Origin of the sequence: Nocardiopsis sp. MT53 (assembly GCF_019598965.1) — a bacterium.
In the GTDB taxonomy this organism is placed as follows: Bacteria; Actinomycetota; Actinomycetes; order Streptosporangiales; family Streptosporangiaceae; genus Nocardiopsis; species Nocardiopsis changdeensis.
In genome coordinates this window covers 5,538,342-5,554,330 of record NZ_CP080599.1, presented here as the reverse complement: position 1 = coordinate 5,554,330, position 15,989 = coordinate 5,538,342, and the positions used below count along the sequence as shown (strand labels likewise).

At 75.7% G+C, this 15,989-nt stretch carries 18 protein-coding genes; 7 read left to right on the top strand and 11 right to left on the bottom strand.

The window, feature by feature from the left end; genetic code table 11:
- Window positions 1–24 precede the first annotated feature (24 nt).
- The 7 genes from K1J57_RS24595 to gdhA form a co-directional block, all read right to left on the bottom strand.
- Window positions 25–552 carry a DUF1062 domain-containing protein gene (locus K1J57_RS24595; protein ID WP_220561009.1) on the bottom strand — a complete coding sequence of 176 codons (528 nt, stop codon included), beginning with the start codon at window positions 550–552 and terminating at the stop codon, window positions 25–27.
- Window positions 553–802: 250 nt separating this feature from the next.
- Window positions 803–1,672, bottom strand: coding sequence for a GNAT family N-acetyltransferase (locus K1J57_RS33680; RefSeq protein ID WP_255646569.1), 870 nt, complete (start codon window positions 1,670–1,672; stop codon window positions 803–805).
- Window positions 1,673–1,772: 100 nt separating this feature from the next.
- Entirely contained in the window at window positions 1,773–2,969 is a 1,197-nt protein-coding gene (locus K1J57_RS24585) for an erythromycin esterase family protein (RefSeq protein WP_220561008.1), read from the bottom strand.
- Window positions 2,970–3,068: 99 nt separating this feature from the next.
- A complete protein-coding gene (locus K1J57_RS24580) occupies window positions 3,069–3,824 on the bottom strand; it encodes a MerR family transcriptional regulator (RefSeq protein WP_220561007.1) in 756 nt (251 codons plus the stop codon).
- Window positions 3,825–3,841: 17 nt separating this feature from the next.
- Window positions 3,842–4,732, bottom strand: a complete 891-nt coding sequence (locus tag K1J57_RS24575) for a DUF2268 domain-containing protein (RefSeq protein ID WP_220561006.1) — start codon at window positions 4,730–4,732, stop codon at window positions 3,842–3,844.
- Window positions 4,733–4,796: 64 nt separating this feature from the next.
- Complete coding sequence (locus K1J57_RS24570) at window positions 4,797–5,303, bottom strand: DinB family protein (protein ID WP_220561004.1); 507 nt, start codon at window positions 5,301–5,303, stop codon at window positions 4,797–4,799.
- Window positions 5,304–5,714: 411 nt separating this feature from the next.
- Window positions 5,715–7,088 carry an NADP-specific glutamate dehydrogenase gene (gene gdhA / locus K1J57_RS24565; protein ID WP_220561003.1) on the bottom strand — a complete coding sequence of 458 codons (1,374 nt, stop codon included), beginning with the start codon at window positions 7,086–7,088 and terminating at the stop codon, window positions 5,715–5,717.
- A gap of 232 nt (window positions 7,089–7,320) precedes the next feature.
- Here gdhA and K1J57_RS24560 point away from each other — a divergent pair, with 232 nt between their 5' ends.
- Window positions 7,321–8,040 (top strand): GNAT family N-acetyltransferase, encoded by a 720-nt coding sequence (locus tag K1J57_RS24560; RefSeq protein ID WP_220561002.1) that lies wholly within the window; start codon window positions 7,321–7,323, stop codon window positions 8,038–8,040.
- Entirely contained in the window at window positions 8,037–9,149 is a 1,113-nt protein-coding gene (locus tag K1J57_RS24555) for a Gfo/Idh/MocA family protein (protein ID WP_255646568.1), read from the top strand. The genes K1J57_RS24560 and K1J57_RS24555 overlap by 4 nt, the downstream gene beginning before the upstream one ends.
- Before the next feature lie 133 nt (window positions 9,150–9,282).
- Here the strand turns inward: K1J57_RS24555 and K1J57_RS24550 are convergent, their stop codons facing one another.
- Window positions 9,283–9,660: a hypothetical protein gene (locus tag K1J57_RS24550; RefSeq protein WP_220561001.1), complete on the bottom strand. Its 378-nt coding sequence runs from the start codon at window positions 9,658–9,660 to the stop codon at window positions 9,283–9,285.
- 100 nt (window positions 9,661–9,760) lie between these two features.
- Here K1J57_RS24550 and K1J57_RS24545 point away from each other — a divergent pair, with 100 nt between their 5' ends.
- Window positions 9,761–10,549, top strand: coding sequence for a phosphotransferase (locus K1J57_RS24545; protein ID WP_338151216.1), 789 nt, complete (start codon window positions 9,761–9,763; stop codon window positions 10,547–10,549).
- A gap of 13 nt (window positions 10,550–10,562) precedes the next feature.
- On the opposite strand, the gene K1J57_RS24540 is transcribed toward K1J57_RS24545, so the two are convergent.
- The gene (locus tag K1J57_RS24540; protein ID WP_220560999.1) at window positions 10,563–11,126 is read right to left on the bottom strand and encodes an XRE family transcriptional regulator; all 564 of its coding nucleotides are present in this window, start codon (window positions 11,124–11,126) and stop codon (window positions 10,563–10,565) included.
- Window positions 11,127–11,167: 41 nt separating this feature from the next.
- On the opposite strand from K1J57_RS24540, the gene K1J57_RS24535 reads away from it, so the two are divergent.
- Window positions 11,168–11,692: a GNAT family N-acetyltransferase gene (locus K1J57_RS24535; RefSeq protein ID WP_220560998.1), complete on the top strand. Its 525-nt coding sequence runs from the start codon at window positions 11,168–11,170 to the stop codon at window positions 11,690–11,692.
- Between the two features lie 98 nt (window positions 11,693–11,790).
- Window positions 11,791–12,756, top strand: coding sequence for a DMT family transporter (locus K1J57_RS24530; protein ID WP_220560997.1), 966 nt, complete (start codon window positions 11,791–11,793; stop codon window positions 12,754–12,756).
- A 19-nt stretch (window positions 12,757–12,775) separates the two neighbouring features.
- Here the strand turns inward: K1J57_RS24530 and K1J57_RS24525 are convergent, their stop codons facing one another.
- Window positions 12,776–13,177 (bottom strand): DUF2784 domain-containing protein, encoded by a 402-nt coding sequence (locus tag K1J57_RS24525; RefSeq protein WP_220560995.1) that lies wholly within the window; start codon window positions 13,175–13,177, stop codon window positions 12,776–12,778.
- A gap of 130 nt (window positions 13,178–13,307) precedes the next feature.
- On the opposite strand from K1J57_RS24525, the gene K1J57_RS24520 reads away from it, so the two are divergent.
- A complete protein-coding gene (locus tag K1J57_RS24520; protein ID WP_220560994.1) occupies window positions 13,308–14,141 on the top strand; it encodes a sugar nucleotide-binding protein in 834 nt (277 codons plus the stop codon).
- A gap of 7 nt (window positions 14,142–14,148) precedes the next feature.
- On the opposite strand, the gene K1J57_RS24515 is transcribed toward K1J57_RS24520, so the two are convergent.
- Entirely contained in the window at window positions 14,149–14,577 is a 429-nt protein-coding gene (locus tag K1J57_RS24515; RefSeq protein ID WP_255646567.1) for an HIT family protein, read from the bottom strand.
- 175 nt (window positions 14,578–14,752) lie between these two features.
- Here K1J57_RS24515 and K1J57_RS24510 point away from each other — a divergent pair, with 175 nt between their 5' ends.
- Complete coding sequence (locus K1J57_RS24510; protein ID WP_220560993.1) at window positions 14,753–15,757, top strand: DUF2804 domain-containing protein; 1,005 nt, start codon at window positions 14,753–14,755, stop codon at window positions 15,755–15,757.
- Window positions 15,758–15,989 lie beyond the last annotated feature (232 nt).

Here is a 15,989-nt window from a genome sequence, read left to right as displayed (position 1 = left end):
GGCGCCCCGCCCCGACCGCACGGGCTACAGCAGCAGGAACGAGAAGTCCTGCGCCGTCCTGCGCTTCAGCGGGAAGTCCGCCTTGACACGGCGGGCGACCTCGCCGCGACTGATGCCCAGGGCCTGGGCGATGAGCCGTTCGGGGCGGACCGGCACGGGGTCCTCGAAGGACACCTCGACCCGGACGGGCCACGGGTCCTCGGGGGCCGGGGGCGCGTCGAGCTCCCAGCAGCCCTCCCAGTCGAGCGCGAACCGGTTGCGCCGGGCGGTCGACGGGTCGAGCAGGACCCGGGCGACGAGGTCCGCCGAGTTGGCGGTGTACCCGGCGAGCAGGTCCGCGGGCAGCGAGCGGACCGGGACGCGCTCATGGACGATGAGCTTGCCGGTCCGGTCGCAGCCGACGCAGTTGACCAGCAGCCAGACGTGGAGCAGTTTGCCGTTGGCGTTGACGCGGAACCGGCCGTCCTTGGTGGTGGCGCGCTCACAGGAGCAGTCCACGCAGGTGAGGACGGGCAGGGGCAGGCGGGTGCGCCGCACGGCCCAGGGCAGCACGGAAAAAGTAGGTGAGGACAAACCTGATCTCTCTCAAGACCTGACGGAGTGCACGGGAAAGAGAGCCGACGGTGTCCGTCGGCGTCCGATGCGCGAAAAAGCGTCAGGGTCAGAGAGCAGGGGGCGTCATGCGCGCGTTGTCCTCACGTAGGCGAACAGGGCGGGAACACGCTAGGGCCCCGCCGCCCGCCGGGGCAACACGTTTATCCGACCGCCGCCGGCCGGCGGGAGGCGCCGGGGCGCGGACCCTTCAGGAGAACGCGTACACGGTGAAGTCGGCCAGCGGGACGTACCCGATCCGCCGGTACAGGGCCGTGCTGGTGGGGTTGCCCGGGTCGGCGAACAGCACCACGTCCGTCGCGCCCGCCGCCAGCGCGGCCCGGCTCACCTCCACCGTGACGGCGCCCGCGTAACCGCGCCCGCGCAGGTGCGCCGGGGTGGAGACGGGGTCCACGCGCACCATGCCCGCGACCATCGGGGTCGTGCCCGCCATGGAGGCCGGCGTACCGTCCGGGGTCTCCCAGAAGGTGAAGCCCTTGTCGCCGAAGCGGGTGTCCGCCCAGTTCCCGGCGTCGATGGCGTCGATGGAGGTCTGCTCGCCGACGTCGACGCAGAAGTCCCGGCACCAGCGCACGACCCGCTCGCGGTCCCCCGGGCCCGCGACGCGCGCCCGCCCCGCCGGGACCGGTCCCGGCGCGGTCAGGACGCCCAGCCGGTGGAGGCGCACGCACCAATCCTCAGGGGTGGCCGCCGCGCCCGTGCGCCGCTGCCACGCCCGGGCGAAGGCGGCGGCGGTGTCCCGGTCCGCGAGGACGCCGGGCAGGGACCTGCCCAGGCCGGAAAGGCGGGCGGCGAGGGCGTCGGCCCGCCCGGGGGACACGGCGGAGAGGTACAGGCGGCGGCCCCCGAGGCGGTAGAAGAAGGCGCCGACCCCGTCCCCGTCCTCCCACCACCCGAACTCGGCCGGGTCGGCGCCCGGCGGGCCCGCTCCGCCGGCGCGCGCCTTCTCCAGCGCCGTCAGCGGTGTGGTGTGCAGGGCCGGGCGCGAGCGCAGGAAGCCCCCGGCCCGGTCGAGGAAGACGTCGATGTCGTCGGTGAGGTGCCAGCCGTCCGGATGCATGCGCGCCATCCTCCCGGAGGGCCGCCCCCAACGCCAGACGGTGCCCGCGCGAACCCGCGGTCCGTGCCCGGCACCGCACAAGGGCCTCCGGGAGCAGGCGCTAGGCGGTCCCCCGGGCGAAGGCGAGACCGTCCAGGCCGGGCAGGTGGGCCGGGTCCAGCGGCGCGTAGCCGAACCACGGGGACACCCGGGCGGCGGGCTCCGCGCCGGCGAGGGCGGTAGCCAGCCCGGCGGGGTCGACGACACAGCGCTCGCCCGGGAGCGCGTACAGCATGCCCTCCACGGTGTCCGGGGGCGGGGCGCCCACCCCCCGGTCGCCGATGGCGCCCACGGCGGTGGCCCAGAACGCGTACTCCTCCCCCAGCCGGGTGCCCGCCAGCGCGCCCGCGCTCCACCAGCGCACCGGCCCCTGCCACAGGGTCATGGTGCTCTCCTGCCGCTGGAAGTGGCTGTTGTGCCCGCTCGCCAGCACGGGTCCGCGTTCGGCGAGGGCGAGCAGCTCGGCGGCCATCATGGCGTCCCGCACGCCCAGCAGCCGCCCCATGCGCCCCGGCGAGGTGTCGGCCATCCAGTGGTGGTAGCGCAGCAGGCCCAGGGCGGTGCGCCCGTCCTGGCGCGCCCGCTCCCACTCCTCCCGGGAGGAGGACGCGACCAGGCGCGGCGCCTGTTCGTCGAGCAGCGCCACCAGGTCGTCGGCGATCAGCCGCAGCCGGACGGCCTCGGCGGAGCGCCCCACCGACCGGGCCGGGTCCATCATGGCCTCGGGGTCGGTCCATCGGCCGTCGTCGCCGAGCAGGCGGTCGAGCGTGTCGGCGGTGCACGGGAGCAGGTCGGCGCCGACCCGGGCGGCGAGGTGGCCGTGGAGCCCGGTGAGGGCCCGCCGGGGGCTGTCGGCGGCGGTGATCTCCAGCGGTCCGTCGAACCCGGCGAAGCGGACCCGTTCGGACGCGGGCCGCCCCTCGTTGTAGGCGCGCATCCAGCGCACCAGGTCGCGGTTGCCCGGGAAAGCGCCCCACCCGTGGCCGAACCCCTCCTCCACGGCCCGGTCGAGGGTGCCCGTGCCGGAGGTGACGTACCCGTCCACGATCCGCCCCTTCAGGCAGTCGCTCTCCAGCGCGATCGTCCGGTACCCCGCCTGCTCGACGAGGATGCGGAAGAGGTCGTTGCGCAGCCGGAGCAGGGCGTCCTGCCCGTGGGCGGGCTCGCCCAGGGCGAGCAGCCGGGGCCGGGCGGGGAGCAGGTCCAGGACGGCGTCCGCCTCGACGGGGCGTGCGGCCGGTGCGATGTCGATAGCCATGCCCTCAACGCTATCTTTGAAAACCCGGGTGAGACTTTCCGCGGAGAACCCCGGGGCCTGGGACAAGAACCCTCAAAGCCGCTGGTACCCCCAGGTGTCCTACATGCGGGTGCGGGCGTACAGCCGCAGCGCCTCGCGCACGAACTCCGCGCCCTCCCGGTCCCCGTAGGTCCGGGCGAACGCCGGGTCCTCCACGTAGGTGTCGGCCAGGCACGTCACCATCGCGATCGACCGCTCCCTGTCGCCCGCGTGGACCGGGGTGCCCGGGATCGCCAGCCACTCCACGTGCCGGGCCGCCAGCTCCTGCGCCCGGTCGGAGTCCGGGGCGGCGCCCTCCCGCGAGGCGGCCGCCCAGTCGGCGACCAGCGCCTCCGTCGCGCGCTTCCACTCCCGCTGCTCGCGCACGCTCTTGTCGTGCCACCACTCGTTGCCCGCCCGGAACGCCTCCTCGCCCCAGCGCTCCACGACCCCGTCCCGGTAGCGGTCGTTGAACCCCTCGAACATCACGTCCGGGCAGGGGTCCACCCCCTCCTCCCGCGCCCGGAGGGTGTGCCGCACCTCCCGGATGTACCGGTCGATCCGTTCGCGCTCCTGCTCCAGGGCGGCGATGTGCGCCCGCAGCCCCTCGGCCTCGTCGACCTCCTCGGCCAGCACCCGGCCGATGTCGGCCAGGCCCATCCCCGTGCGGCGCAGCAGCAGGATCCGCTGCAGGCGGGCGACCTGCTCGGGACCGTAGTGGCGCAGGCCCCCCGGCCCCGTCCGGGAGGGGGACAGCAGCCCGACCTCGTCGTAGTGGCGCAGGGTGCGGCTGCTGACGTCCGCCCGCGCCGCCAGCTCCCCGATCGTCCACTCCACCGCCGTCCCCCTTCCCGTCACCGGCCCAGCCGGGCCAGTGCGGTGTCGATGACCTCCGCGTGGTCGTCGCGCAGCGCCTGGGCCGCGGTGCGCCCGGTCGCCGCCAGGTAGGCGTCGACCAGCCGGTTCCCGGCCGCGTACCCCGCCCCGGCGGGCAGCCCCACCGGGGCGGTGCCGAAGCGCCTGGCGCTCTCGTCGCCGTGCACCCAGGCCGTGAAGTTCTCCATACCGGTCACCCCCAGCCCCGAAACCACCTTGTCGAACACCGCCTCGTCGCGCAGGTGCGGCACGGCGATGCGGGTGCGGCCCAGGTCGTCGCCGTACAGCTCCCGGGCGAAGGCGTCGGCCAGCCCCTCGCCCACCACGTGCTCGCCGACCGTGACGGTCGCCGGGTCCCACACCACCCCGCCCGGGGCGTAGCGCAGGTTGTGGTGCAGCTCGTGCACGGCGGTGGTCTCCAACCGCTCCAGGTTCTCCGGGAACGGCCACAGCGTGATGGTGATGTAGCCCCAGATGCCGCCGAACCCGGCCACGCCCAGCACGGTGTCCGTGAAGTGGGCGTCGCCCGGGTCGCCCAGGGTGAGCAGCACCGTGACGTCGTGCGGCTCCAGCCCCGGCACGGCCTCGGCCAGCCGGGCCGCGCCGCGCTCCATGGCGGCCCCGATCCGGTTCCACGCGTCGGCGCGCGCCAGGTCCTCCAGCGCCGCCAGGCACCGCTCCTCGTCGCGGTCCAGCGGAAAGCCCATGCCCCGCAGGTGCACGTCCACCAGGTCGACCTCCACGGGCGCGAAACGGTACATGCCCCGCACGGGTTCGAGCATCTCCGCCAGCAGTCCCAGGCGGTCCTCGGCCGGGGCGCGCAGCACGCGCTCCATGCCGGTACGGGTGTCCACAACAGTGATCTCCATGGCCCCGACGCTAGGGGTTGACGCTGCGTCAACCGCAAACCGGGGAACCGCGGCCCCGCTCCGGTCAAAAGCCGGTCGCGCCGTCCACCCGCTCGCGCAGCAGGTCGGCGTGGCCGTTGTGGCGGGAGTACTCCGAGACCATGTGCATCAGGATCCAGCGGTGGGAGACGGTGTTCCCCCGCCACTCCCTCCGGGCCAGGGCGTCCAGCGGCAGCGACGCCGACACCTCGCGGGAGCGCTCCACCCCGGCCCGCCACAGCGCGAACGCCTCCCGCACCGGCGCGGTGTCCGCGCCGAGGAAGTCGCCGTCGGGGTCCTGCGGGGACTTGACCGGGTTGGGCGTGTCCTCTCCCATCAGGTGGCGCTGGAACCACGTGAACTCCACGTGCGCTAGGTGCCGCACCAGTCCCAGCAGGGACATCTGCGAGGGCGGCACGGAGCGCTCGCGCAGCCCCGCCTCGTCCAGGTCGGCGCACTTGAGGGCCAGGGTCTCGCGGTGCCAGTCCAGCCACTGGGTCAACATGGTGCGCTCGTCGGCCACGAACCGCGGGAACACACGGGGATCGCTCATGGCCGCGACCCTAGGGGCGCCCCGCAACGGCGGTCAACGGCAAATACCGCCCGCCCCGGCACCGGCCCTGAAGGCGGGGGAGGCCGGGAGCGCCGCCTTCTCCGGTGTTCCGATGACACCGCCCCGCCCGGGTGGGGCCCTCCGCCACCGGCGTCCGCACCGGCCCCGGAGACGCGGAAGGCTAGGAGCTCCGCCCCCGTGCTCCGGCGACACCGCCCCGGCCCGGCGGACACCTTCACCTCCGGGGCGTCCTGCGGGACGCGGCCGCCGGCCGGGGCGGGCGGTGCGGCGGCAGGGCGCCGCCACCGCACCGGACCCGGCCGGCCACGGCCCGTCCTCCGAACGCCCTCCCGCGCCGCCCGGGGCGCCGGGCACGAACCGCACCGGGGCGGAGGCGCGCGAGAACACCGGCTAGACGAGCCCCTGGGCGAGCATGGCGTCGGCCACCCGCTCGAACCCGGCCGCGTTGGCCCCCAGCACGTAGTCGCCCGGGGCACCGTGGCGCTCGGCCGCCTCCTCGCAGCGGTCGTGGACGTCGGCCATGATGCGGGCCAGCTCCGCCTCGGTGTACTCGAACGACCACGACTCGCGGCGGGCGTTCTGGCGCATCTCCAGCACACTGGTGGCCACCCCGCCCGCGTTGGCCGCCTTGCCCGGGGCGAACAGCACCCCGGCCTCGCGCAGCACCCGCACCGCCTCGGGGGTGGTGGGCATGTTCGCGCCCTCCGCGACCGCCGCCACCTCGTTGCGCACCAGGGCGCGGGCGTCCTCGGCGTCCAGCTCGTTCTGGGTGGCACACGGGAGCGCCACCGTGCACGGCACCTCCCACACACTGCCGCCCGCCACGTACCGGGCGGCGCCGCCGCGCCGGGCGGGGTAGTCGGCGACCCGGCCCCGCTCCACCTCCTTGATCTGCTTGAGCAGGTCCAGGTCCAGGCCCTTCTCGTCCAGGACGTAGCCGCCCGAGTCGGAGCAGGCCACCACCACGGCCCCCAGCTGCTGCGCCTTCTCCGCCGCGTACAGGGCGACGTTGCCCGACCCCGACACCACCACGCGGACGCCCTCCAGGGACCGGCCCCGGCGCTCCAGCATCCGCTGGGCGAACAGCACCGCCCCGTACCCGGTGGCCTCGGTGCGCACCCGCGAGCCGCCCCACTCCAGGCCCTTGCCGGTGAGCACCCCCGCCTCCCAGCGGTTGGCCAGGCGCCGGTACTGGCCGAACAGGTAGCCGATCTCGCGGCCGCCCACCCCGATGTCCCCGGCGGGCACGTCGGTGTGCTCGCCCAGGTGGCGGAAGAGCTCGGTCATGAACGACTGGCAGAACCGCTCGACCTCGGCGTCCGAGCGCCCCTTGGGGTCGAAGTCGGAGCCGCCCTTGCCGCCGCCGATGCTCATCCCCGTCAGCGCGTTCTTGAAGATCTGCTCGAAGCCCAGGAACTTCACCACGCCCAGGTCCACGCTCGGGTGGAAGCGCAGGCCGCCCTTGTAGGGGCCCAGCGCGCCGTTGAACTCCACCCGGAAGCCCCGGTTGACGTGCACACGGCCGCGGTCGTCGCGCCAGGGCACACGGAACACGATCTGGCGCTCGGGCTCGCACAGGCGCTCCAGGATCCCGGCCTCGACGTACTCGGGGTGCTGGACCAGCACCGGGGAGAGGGTCTCCAGGACCTCCAGCACGGCCTGGCGGAACTCCGGCTGGTCGGGGTCGCGGCGCACCACCCGCTCGTAGGCGGCCCGAACGGCGGGGTGGTGGTCGGCCAGGCCGGTGACGTGGACGTCGGACATGCGCAACGCGGTCCTCTCGATGGCGGCACCCCGACGCCGGGCGGGGCGACCGCGACATGACGGGGTCGTGGCTGTTTCGGTGGCGTGCCATCGACGTTACACACGCTCCCACCGGCACCCCCGCCCCCGGGGTACCCCACGGCCGACCGGCCGGGACGGTCCCCCCGGTGTGGTCGAATGGCAGACACCAGCCCCAGGGGCCCCACCGGCCCCGCCCTGCGCGAGGAAACCGATGCCGAACCCGCCCGCCGCACCCCTGCCCGACCTCGTCCGCCGCTGGCAACGGGGCTGGGGGACGGCGCGCTCCCTGCCCGAGCCGGCCGAGGCCGACGGGGCGCTGCGCGTGCACTTCGGGTTCGCGCACCGCCACGACGAGTACATCCTGCTCGACGCCGACGGCGCCCCCGACACCATCGCCGCGGCCGCCGAGCGCGTCCTGGCCTCGGAGCACACCGACTGGCTGACCGTGCCCACCGCCGCGCCCGACAAGACCGCGCTGCTGCTGGAGGAGGCCGGCCTGGCGGTCGACCCGGGCACCGAGACCCTCATGACCGCGGACCTGGACGAACACCCGTCCCTGGACCCGCCCCGCCCCTACCGCGTCACCGTCGGCAGGGCCCGCGCGGTGATCCGGGTACGGGTCTCCACCGCCCAGGGCGAGGAGGCCGCCACCGGGGTCATGGGCATCTCGGCCGACGACGCCGTCGCCGACTCCATCACCACCGAACCCGACCACCGCCGCCGCGGCCTGGGCGCGGCCGTGATGTCGGCCCTGGCCGGGCACGCCCGCCGCGCGGGCGCCGTCCACGGCCTGCTGGTCGCCTCCCCGCAGGGGCGCCACCTGTACACCTCCCTGGGCTGGACGCCCCGCGCCACCGTCCTCATCGCCCGCACCCCGCCCGGAAAACCCCGTGCGCCCGGCCCCGGCCCCGCACCATCATGGGCGCCATGACAGACCCTCTCCGCCCCGGAACAGCCGCCCCCTCCCCCGCGCGGGAACCGTCCGCGCGACCCGTGCGGATGGGGGTGGTCGGCCTCGGGCAGGGGCTCCACCTGGCCCGCTGGGCCCGCAGGGTCGGCATCGACGTGGTGGCCGGGTGCGACACCGACCCCGCCGCCCGCGAACGGGCCCGCGCCCACCTGCCCGGCGTCCCGCTGGGCGGGCACTGGCGCGACCTGCTCGACGCCGACCTGGACGGGGTGCTCCTGGCCGACGACTTCGACACCCACGCCGCACCCGCCCTGGCCTTCCTCGAACGCGGCGTCCACGTCCTGTCGGAGACCGCCGCCTGCACCGACGCCGAACAGGGGCGCGCCCTGGTCGAGGCCGCCGACAGGTCCCAGGCCACCTACTCCTTCGCCGAGAACTACGTCCTGCACCCGCACGTGCGGGTCCTGCGCCGGCTGGCCGACGAGGGCGCCCTGGGCCGGATCTCCCTCATCGAGGCCGACTACCTGCACGGCATGTCACCGGAGGCCGTCCGCGCCCTCACCGGCGACCCCGCGCACTGGCGCGGCCGCATCCCCTCCACCGCCTACTGCACGCACTCGCTGTCGCCGATCCTGGCCGTCACCGGGGCGTGGCCGGTGGAGGTCACCGCGTTCCCCGTCGACACCGCCGACCCGCGCCGGGCCGCCGTGATGGCGGTGCGCCTGTCCACCGGCGCCCTGGCCCTGACCCGCAACGGCTTCCTCCAGGGCGAGTCCGACGCCCACTGGAGCCGGATGTCGGTGCACGGCACCCAGGCCGCCGCCGAATCGGTCCGGGCCGCCGGGGAGCGCGCCTGGTCGGTGCGGGTACGCCGCGAGGGCTGGACCCGCGACGACGGCACGGCCCACGAGGAGGAGCTCACAGCACCGCCGGTGCTGCTGGACGGCGCCCCCCTCGCCCGGGGGGAGGAGGGCACGGTGCTGATCCTGCGGGGGTTCCGCGACACGGTCGCACACGGCACCCCGCCCCCGGTCGGGGTGCGCGAGGCGGTGGCCGCCTCCCTGGTCGGGGTGGCCGGCGCCCGCTCGCTGGCCGAGGGGTCGCGGCCGGTCCCCGTACCGCTGCCCTGACCCCGCCCGGCCGACGGCCCCGGCCTCCGCCCCGCCCGCGGGCAGGACGGAGACCGAAACAGGGCGAACGCCGCACCGCCCCGGCGGGACGGCCGCCCGCCCACGGGCGGCGGGCCCGGCCGGAGGCGGGGGATCACCGGCGCCGCGGCGCCCCGCGCAGCCGGGAGCGCACTCGCTCGGCCCGTTCGTCCGCGGCCCCGTCGCCCCTGGCCGAGCGCCGCCCCATCTTGTACAGGACCTCGGTCGCCAACGGCACGTCGGGGGCCTTGGCCCAGCGGGCGCGCCGGTTGCGTTCGACGCGCTCCTGCACGTCGGCGCCCGCGTCCAGGTCGGCGGTGGTGCGCCCACCGGACAGGGCCATGGCCTCCGCGCGCCGGTTGCGGCGCGAGACCCGGCTCTTGGCGCGGGGGACGCCCTTGCGCGAGGCCTTGTCGTTCTCGCCGTACCAGTTGCGGCGGTCACGGGTGTAGGACAGCAGCTTCTCCTCCTGCGGAGAGCGGCGGCGGGCCATGGGCCCTCCCTTCGTTCGCCATCTGCCACCGATCCTGTCCCCCGCCCCGGCCCCGGCGCCACCGGTTTTCCCGCCGCCGGACCCGTGCGAGGCTGGACCCGTGAACGACCCCCTCCCCCTGCCCGGCGGCATGATGAACACCGTCACCCGCCGCGGCGACCGGGTGCTGCGCACCGCCCCCGCCACCGCCGCCGCCCTGCACCCCCACGTGCGCGCCCTGCCCGGAGCCGGGTTCGACGGCGCGCCCCGCCCGCTGGCGCTGGGCCCCGACGGCCGGGAGGAGCTGGGCTTCGTCGAGGGCGAGGTGGCCCTGCCCCCGTTCCCCGCCTGGATCGCCGACGACGCGGTCCTGGCCTCGGCCGCCCGCCTGCTGCGCCGCTACCACGACGCGGCCGCCCGCGTCCCCGTGGACACCGCCGCGCCCTGGCCCGCCGACCTGGCCGACCCGCACGGCGGACCGCTGCTGTGCCACAACGACCCGTGCGTGGAGAACCTCGTGTTCCGCGGGCGCAGGGCGGCCGCCCTCATCGACTTCGACCTGGCCGCCCCGGGCCGTCCGCTGTGGGACGTGGCCGCCCTGGCGTACTACATGGGGCCCACCCTGCCCCCCGAGGCCGCGGCCGGGACGGTCTGGGAGGGCCTGGACACCGCCCGCCGCCTGCGCGTGATCGCCGACGCCTACGGCCTGGCCGGCGCCGACCGGACCCTGCTGCCGCGGACGGTGGAGGAGTACCTGGAGGTGGCCCGGGCGTTCGTGGCCGGGCGGATCGCCGCGGGCGACGCGGCGTTCGTCCGCGCCCACGCCGCTTCCGGCGGCTGGGAGCGCTGGGACCGGCGCCGCGACCGGCTCGCCGACCAGCGCCCCCGCCTGGTCCGGGCGCTGGCCTGAGGCCGGCCCCCGGTCAGGGGGTGCGGCGGGTGACCGCCACCAGGTAGCGGCACCCGCCCCGCCCGGGGTTGTGGAACTCGCAGGGGGCCGCCGAGCCCAGCCGCAGGCAGTCGCCCTCCCCCAACCCGTGCACGGTCTCCCCCTCGGTGAACTCCAGGAACCCCTCCAGGACCCAGATCTGGTGGTGGGTGAAGGCGTAGGCCTCGGCGGGGAAGGCCACCCGCGCCCCCGGCGGCAGGTGCACCTCCACCAGCTCCAGGCGCCCGCCCGAGGCGGGCGAGACGGCCCGGCGGGTGTAGCCGGTGTCGGGGTCGGTCCACACCGGCTGGTCGGCGCGCCGGACCAGCCGGCGCTCGCCGCGCTCGGCGTCGGCGATCAGCTCCGACAGGGTGATGCCCAGGGCCGCCGACAGCCGCCCCAGCAGGGAGGCGGTGGGCTGGACGTCGCCGTTCTCGATCCGGCTGATCATGGTCCGGGAGACCCCGGACAGGTCGGCCAGGGCGGCGCCGGTCAGGCCCCGGTCCGAGCGCAGGCGCTGGAGGGTGGTGGCGAGGGCCACAGAGAGGTCATCGCTCATGGCGTTCACTATAGTGAACACATTCGTTTAGCATCCTCACTATGAACGCGATGCCCGCCCTCCACACCGTCCGTGACGCCACCCCGGCCGACGCCGCCGCCTGCGCCGACATCTACGCGCCCTACGTCACCGACACCGCCATCACCTTCGAACTGGAACCCCCCACCACCCGGGAGATGGCCGCCCGCATCGCCACCGCCCAGGACCGCCACGCCTGGCTCGTCCTGGAGGACGCCGACGGCACCCTGCTGGGCTACGCCTACGGCGGCACCTTCCGCACCCGCGCCGCCTACGACCGCTGCTGCGAGGTCAGCGTCTACCTCCGCCGCGGCCTGCGCCGCACCGGCGCCGGGCGCACCCTGTACTCGGCGCTGCTGCCCCGCCTGGCCGAACGCGGCATGACCCGCGCCATCGCCTGCATGACCCTGCCCAACGACGCCAGCCTGGGCCTGCACCGCGCCCTGGGGTTCACCGACGTCGGCGTCATGCACCGGGTCGGCCGCAAGCACGACGCCTGGCACGACGTCGCCTGGGCCGAACTCGACCTCACCGCACCGAACGCCTGACCGACCACCCCCACCGGCCGCCCCGGCGACACGGGCCGCTCCCACCGCCCTCTATCCTCGAAAGATCCCACCTTTTCCGCGCCGCCCCGGGAGAGCCCGTGCCCCCAGCACCCGCCCGCCACCGCCCCACCGGCCTGGCCTTCGCCCTCGCCTCGGCCCTGGCGTTCGGCGGCTCGGGCGTCTTCGCCCGCCCCCTCCTGGACGCCGGCCTGGACCCGGTCCACGTCACCTGGCTGCGCCTGGCCGGGGCCGCCCTCCTGCTGCTGCCCGTCGCCGTGCGCCACCGCCGCCTGCTGACCCGCCGCCCCCTGCTCATCCTCGCCTACGGCGTGTTCCCCATGGCCGGGGTCCAGGCCCTGTACTTCGCCGCGATCGCCCGCATCCCCGTCGGCATCGCCCTGCTCATCGAATTCCTCGGCCCCGTCCTGGTCCTGGTCTGGCTGCGCCTGGTACGCCGCACCAAGGTCCCCCCGGCCGCCGTCGTCGGCGTGATCATGGCCGTCACCGGCCTGGTCCTGCTGCTGGAGGTCTGGGCGGGCATGCGCCTGGACGCCGTGGGCGTCGGCCTGGCCCTGGGCGCGGCCGCCGCCCAGGCCGCCTACTTCCTGCTGTCGGACCGCACCGGCCAGGACGCCGACCCCCTGGCCGTCATCGCCTTCGGCTCCCTCACCGCCACCGTCCTGCTGCTGCCCCTGGCCCGCCCCTGGTCCATGGACTGGGAACTGCTCGCCACCACCACCGCCCTGGGCCCGCTGCCGCTGCCCGGCTGGTCCCTGGCCCTGTGGCTGGGCCTGGTCTCCACCGTGATCGCCTACTTCACCGGCATCGCCGCCGTACGCCTGCTGTCCCCGCAGATCGCCGGAGGCGTCGCCTACCTGGAGGTCGTCACCGCCATCGTGCTCGCCTGGATCCTGCTCGGCGAGGCCCTGGCACCCGTGCAGATCCTCGGGGCGGCCGTCATCGTCGCCGGGGCCTTCATCGCCCAGACCGCAGTCCCGGGCACCCCCGAACCCCCCGCCCCCGCGGAGCCCGCCGACCCCGACCGGCCCGCCGCCCTGGCCTGAACAGCCGGGCCGGCAGCCCTCAGCCGCCCCCGCCCACCGCGAACGGCTCCCGCCCCCGGGCCGCACGGCGCCGCGCCAGCCACCAGGCCCCCGCCCACGAGCAGGCGACCACCGCCGCGATCACCACCCGCGACGTCATCAGGTGCTCGCGCGGGTACAGGGTCCCGGTCAGGTAGAAGTCGATGAACCCCGACTCCATCACCGCCCGCCCGGTCGCCGCCCGCGACCAGTTCTCGATCTCGGTCAGAAAACACGGCCAGTCCACGATGACGATCCCCAGCGCGTAGGCGGCCACCCCCAGGTGGACCCAGAACAGGCGCGGACGCCACCAGGCGGCGAAACCGCCCAGGACGACACAGGCGAAGAACACGAAGTGCAGGGCCGCGGCGGCGTACCCGGCCGCGAGGACGAGGGAGGTCATGCCCCGAAGCTACGCAGCGGCAGGCCTCCCGCCATCCGCACGCGTACTCACCCCGCCTGAGCACCCGTACTCATCCGCACCCGCGCGCCCGCCCTCCCGGCCCGGCCGCACCCCGGTACCGTGTGCGTCCATGACCACCGCACCCTCCCTCCTCGTCCTGGGCGCCAGCGGCCACCTGGGCGGCGAGGTCGCCCGCCGGGCCCTGGCCGCCGGCCATCAGGTGAGCGCCACCTCCACCACCGGCGCCCCCGCCGCCCCGGGCATCGCCTGGCACGCCCTGGACCTGCGCGATCGCGACGCCGTCACCGACCTGGTCCGGCGGGTGCGCCCCGAAGCCGTCGTCAACACCGCCTACCGGCAGGGCGACTGGGCCGTCACCGCCGACGGCGCCGCCCACGCCGCCCTGGCCGCCGCCGCGGCCGGCGCCCGCCTGGTCCACGTCTCCAGCGACGCCGTGTTCTCCGGCACCGCCCCCGCCTACCCCGAGACCGCCCTCCCCGACCCCGTCAACCCCTACGGGGCCGCCAAGGCCGCCGCCGAGACCGCCGTCAAAGCCCTGCACCCCGACGCGGTCATCGCCCGCACCTCGCTGATCATCGGCGGCAACGGCTCCGCCCACGAACAGTTCGTCCACCACCTGGCCGCGGGCGGCCCCGGAGCCCTGTTCACCGACGACGTCCGCTGCCCCGTCCACGTCGGCGACCTGGCCGACGCCCTGGTGGAACTGGCCGCCTCCGACCGCGCCGGCGTCCACCACCTGGCCGGACCCGACGCGCTCAGCCGCCACGACCTGGGCGTGCTCATCGCCCGCCGCGACGGCCTGGACCCCGACCGGCTGCCCCGCGGCCGCCGCGCCGCCTCCGGTCCGCCCGGCCCGCTGGACGTGCGCCTGGACTGCGCCGCCACCCGCGCCGTGCTGCGCACACGGCTGCGCGGGGCCCGCGCCTTCCTGGCCCCGCGCTGACCCACCCTCACTCCCGGGGCACCAGGGCGCGCAGCCGGGCCGCCTGCCCGTCCAGCACCGCCCGGTCGGCCTCCTCCCACACCGCGTGGATCGAGAAGGGGTCCCCCGCGAACCGGGGGAAGACGTGCAGGTGCACATGGAAGACCTCCTGCCCGGCCGCCTCACCGTCGGCCAGGAACAGGTTCACCCCCTCGCACCGCACCGCGCCGCCGCGCAGGGCCGTCCCCACCCGGCGGGCCACGCTCCACAACCGCGCCCCGACCGCGTCGTCCAGTCCACCCAGCCCCACCACATGGGCGCGCGGCACCACCAGCACGTGCCCCGGCGTCACCGGGTACAGGTCCATGAACGCCACCACCAGGTCGTCCTCGTAGACGGGGCTGGCCGGCAGCCGGCCGGCCGCGATACCGCAGAACAGGCACTCCTCGTCCGTCAAAGGAACCTCCCCAGGGCCGAAGACCCGCGGCGGGGCGCCGCGGCACCACCACCGTCGCACGCACCCGCCGCCGGGCACCACGCCTTTTCGGCTCCGCCGCACCGCACCACCCGCCCGGCGCCACGGGCCCCACGGCTCCTACCGCCCGCGGCCGGCGCCGCCTATGCTGCCGGTCATGCCAACGCACGAGCGGGAGATCACCGCCCCCGTCGACCTGTGCACACCCCGGGGCCGCCTCGACCCCCGGGCCGTGGGCTGGTCCCGCACCCCACTGCACACCACCGCCCTGCCCCGCGGCCGCGGACGCCGCAAGAAATGGGAGTACTGGTGCGTCCTGACCCCCACGCACCTGGTCGCCCTCACCGTCGCCGACCTCGACTACCTGTCGCTCACCTCCGTCTACCTGCTGGAATACGGGGGAGTGGAGACCGGCCGCAGCCACCTGGGCCCGCTCGGGCACGGGGTGCGCCTGCCCGACACCCTCAACGCCGGACCCACCACCGCCCTGGGACCGGTCCGCGCTCGCATCACCCCCGGACCCGACGGCGACCGCCTGCGCTTCGCCTGCGACACCCCCCGGGGCCGCCTGCACGCCGACCTCACCGTCGGCCTGCCAGAGGGGCACGAGACCATGAACGTGGTCATCCCCTGGAGCCCCACCCGCTTCCAGTACACCTCCAAGCACACCGCCCGCCCCGCCCACGGCACCGTCCGCCTGGGCGAGCGCACCCTGGACTTCTCCGGCGGCTGGGGCGTCCTGGACCACGGCCGCGGCATCTGGCCCTACGACACCCTCTGGAACTGGGGCGCCGCCGCCGGGGTCACCGACTCCCACACCGTGGGCCTGCAACTGGGCGGCCGGTGGACCCGGGGCACCGGCCTGACCGAGAACGCCCTGTGCGTGGACGGCCGCCTGACCAAGGTCGGCGAGGAACTCCAGTGGGACTACGACCCCGACGACGACTCCTCGCCCTGGTGGATCCGCTCCCCCTCCGGGCGGATCGACCTGGTGTTCACCCCCTTCCACCGACGCCTGGACCGCACCGACGCCGGGGTCCTGGTCAACGACACCCGCCAGTGCTTCGGCCACTACACCGGCACCGTCCGCACCGACGACGGCACCGAGATCTCCGTGGACGGCCTCACCGGCTTCGCCGAACACGTGCACATGCGCTGGTGAAACCCCGCGCCGCTCCGGGCGCACCGCCCCCGGCCGGGCTACCGTCGGCGGTGTGAACGACCCGTGGACCCTCCCCCGCGCGAACGCCCGCGGCACCGCCGTGCCGCGGGCACCGGACCGCCGCGGGCACCGGCCGGGGCACCCCCCGGCCGGCACCCGAACGTGAGCACACCTGAACACCGCCCGTAAGGAACGCTCACCCCCTGCGGCACAGGCGATCCAGGTGTGGACG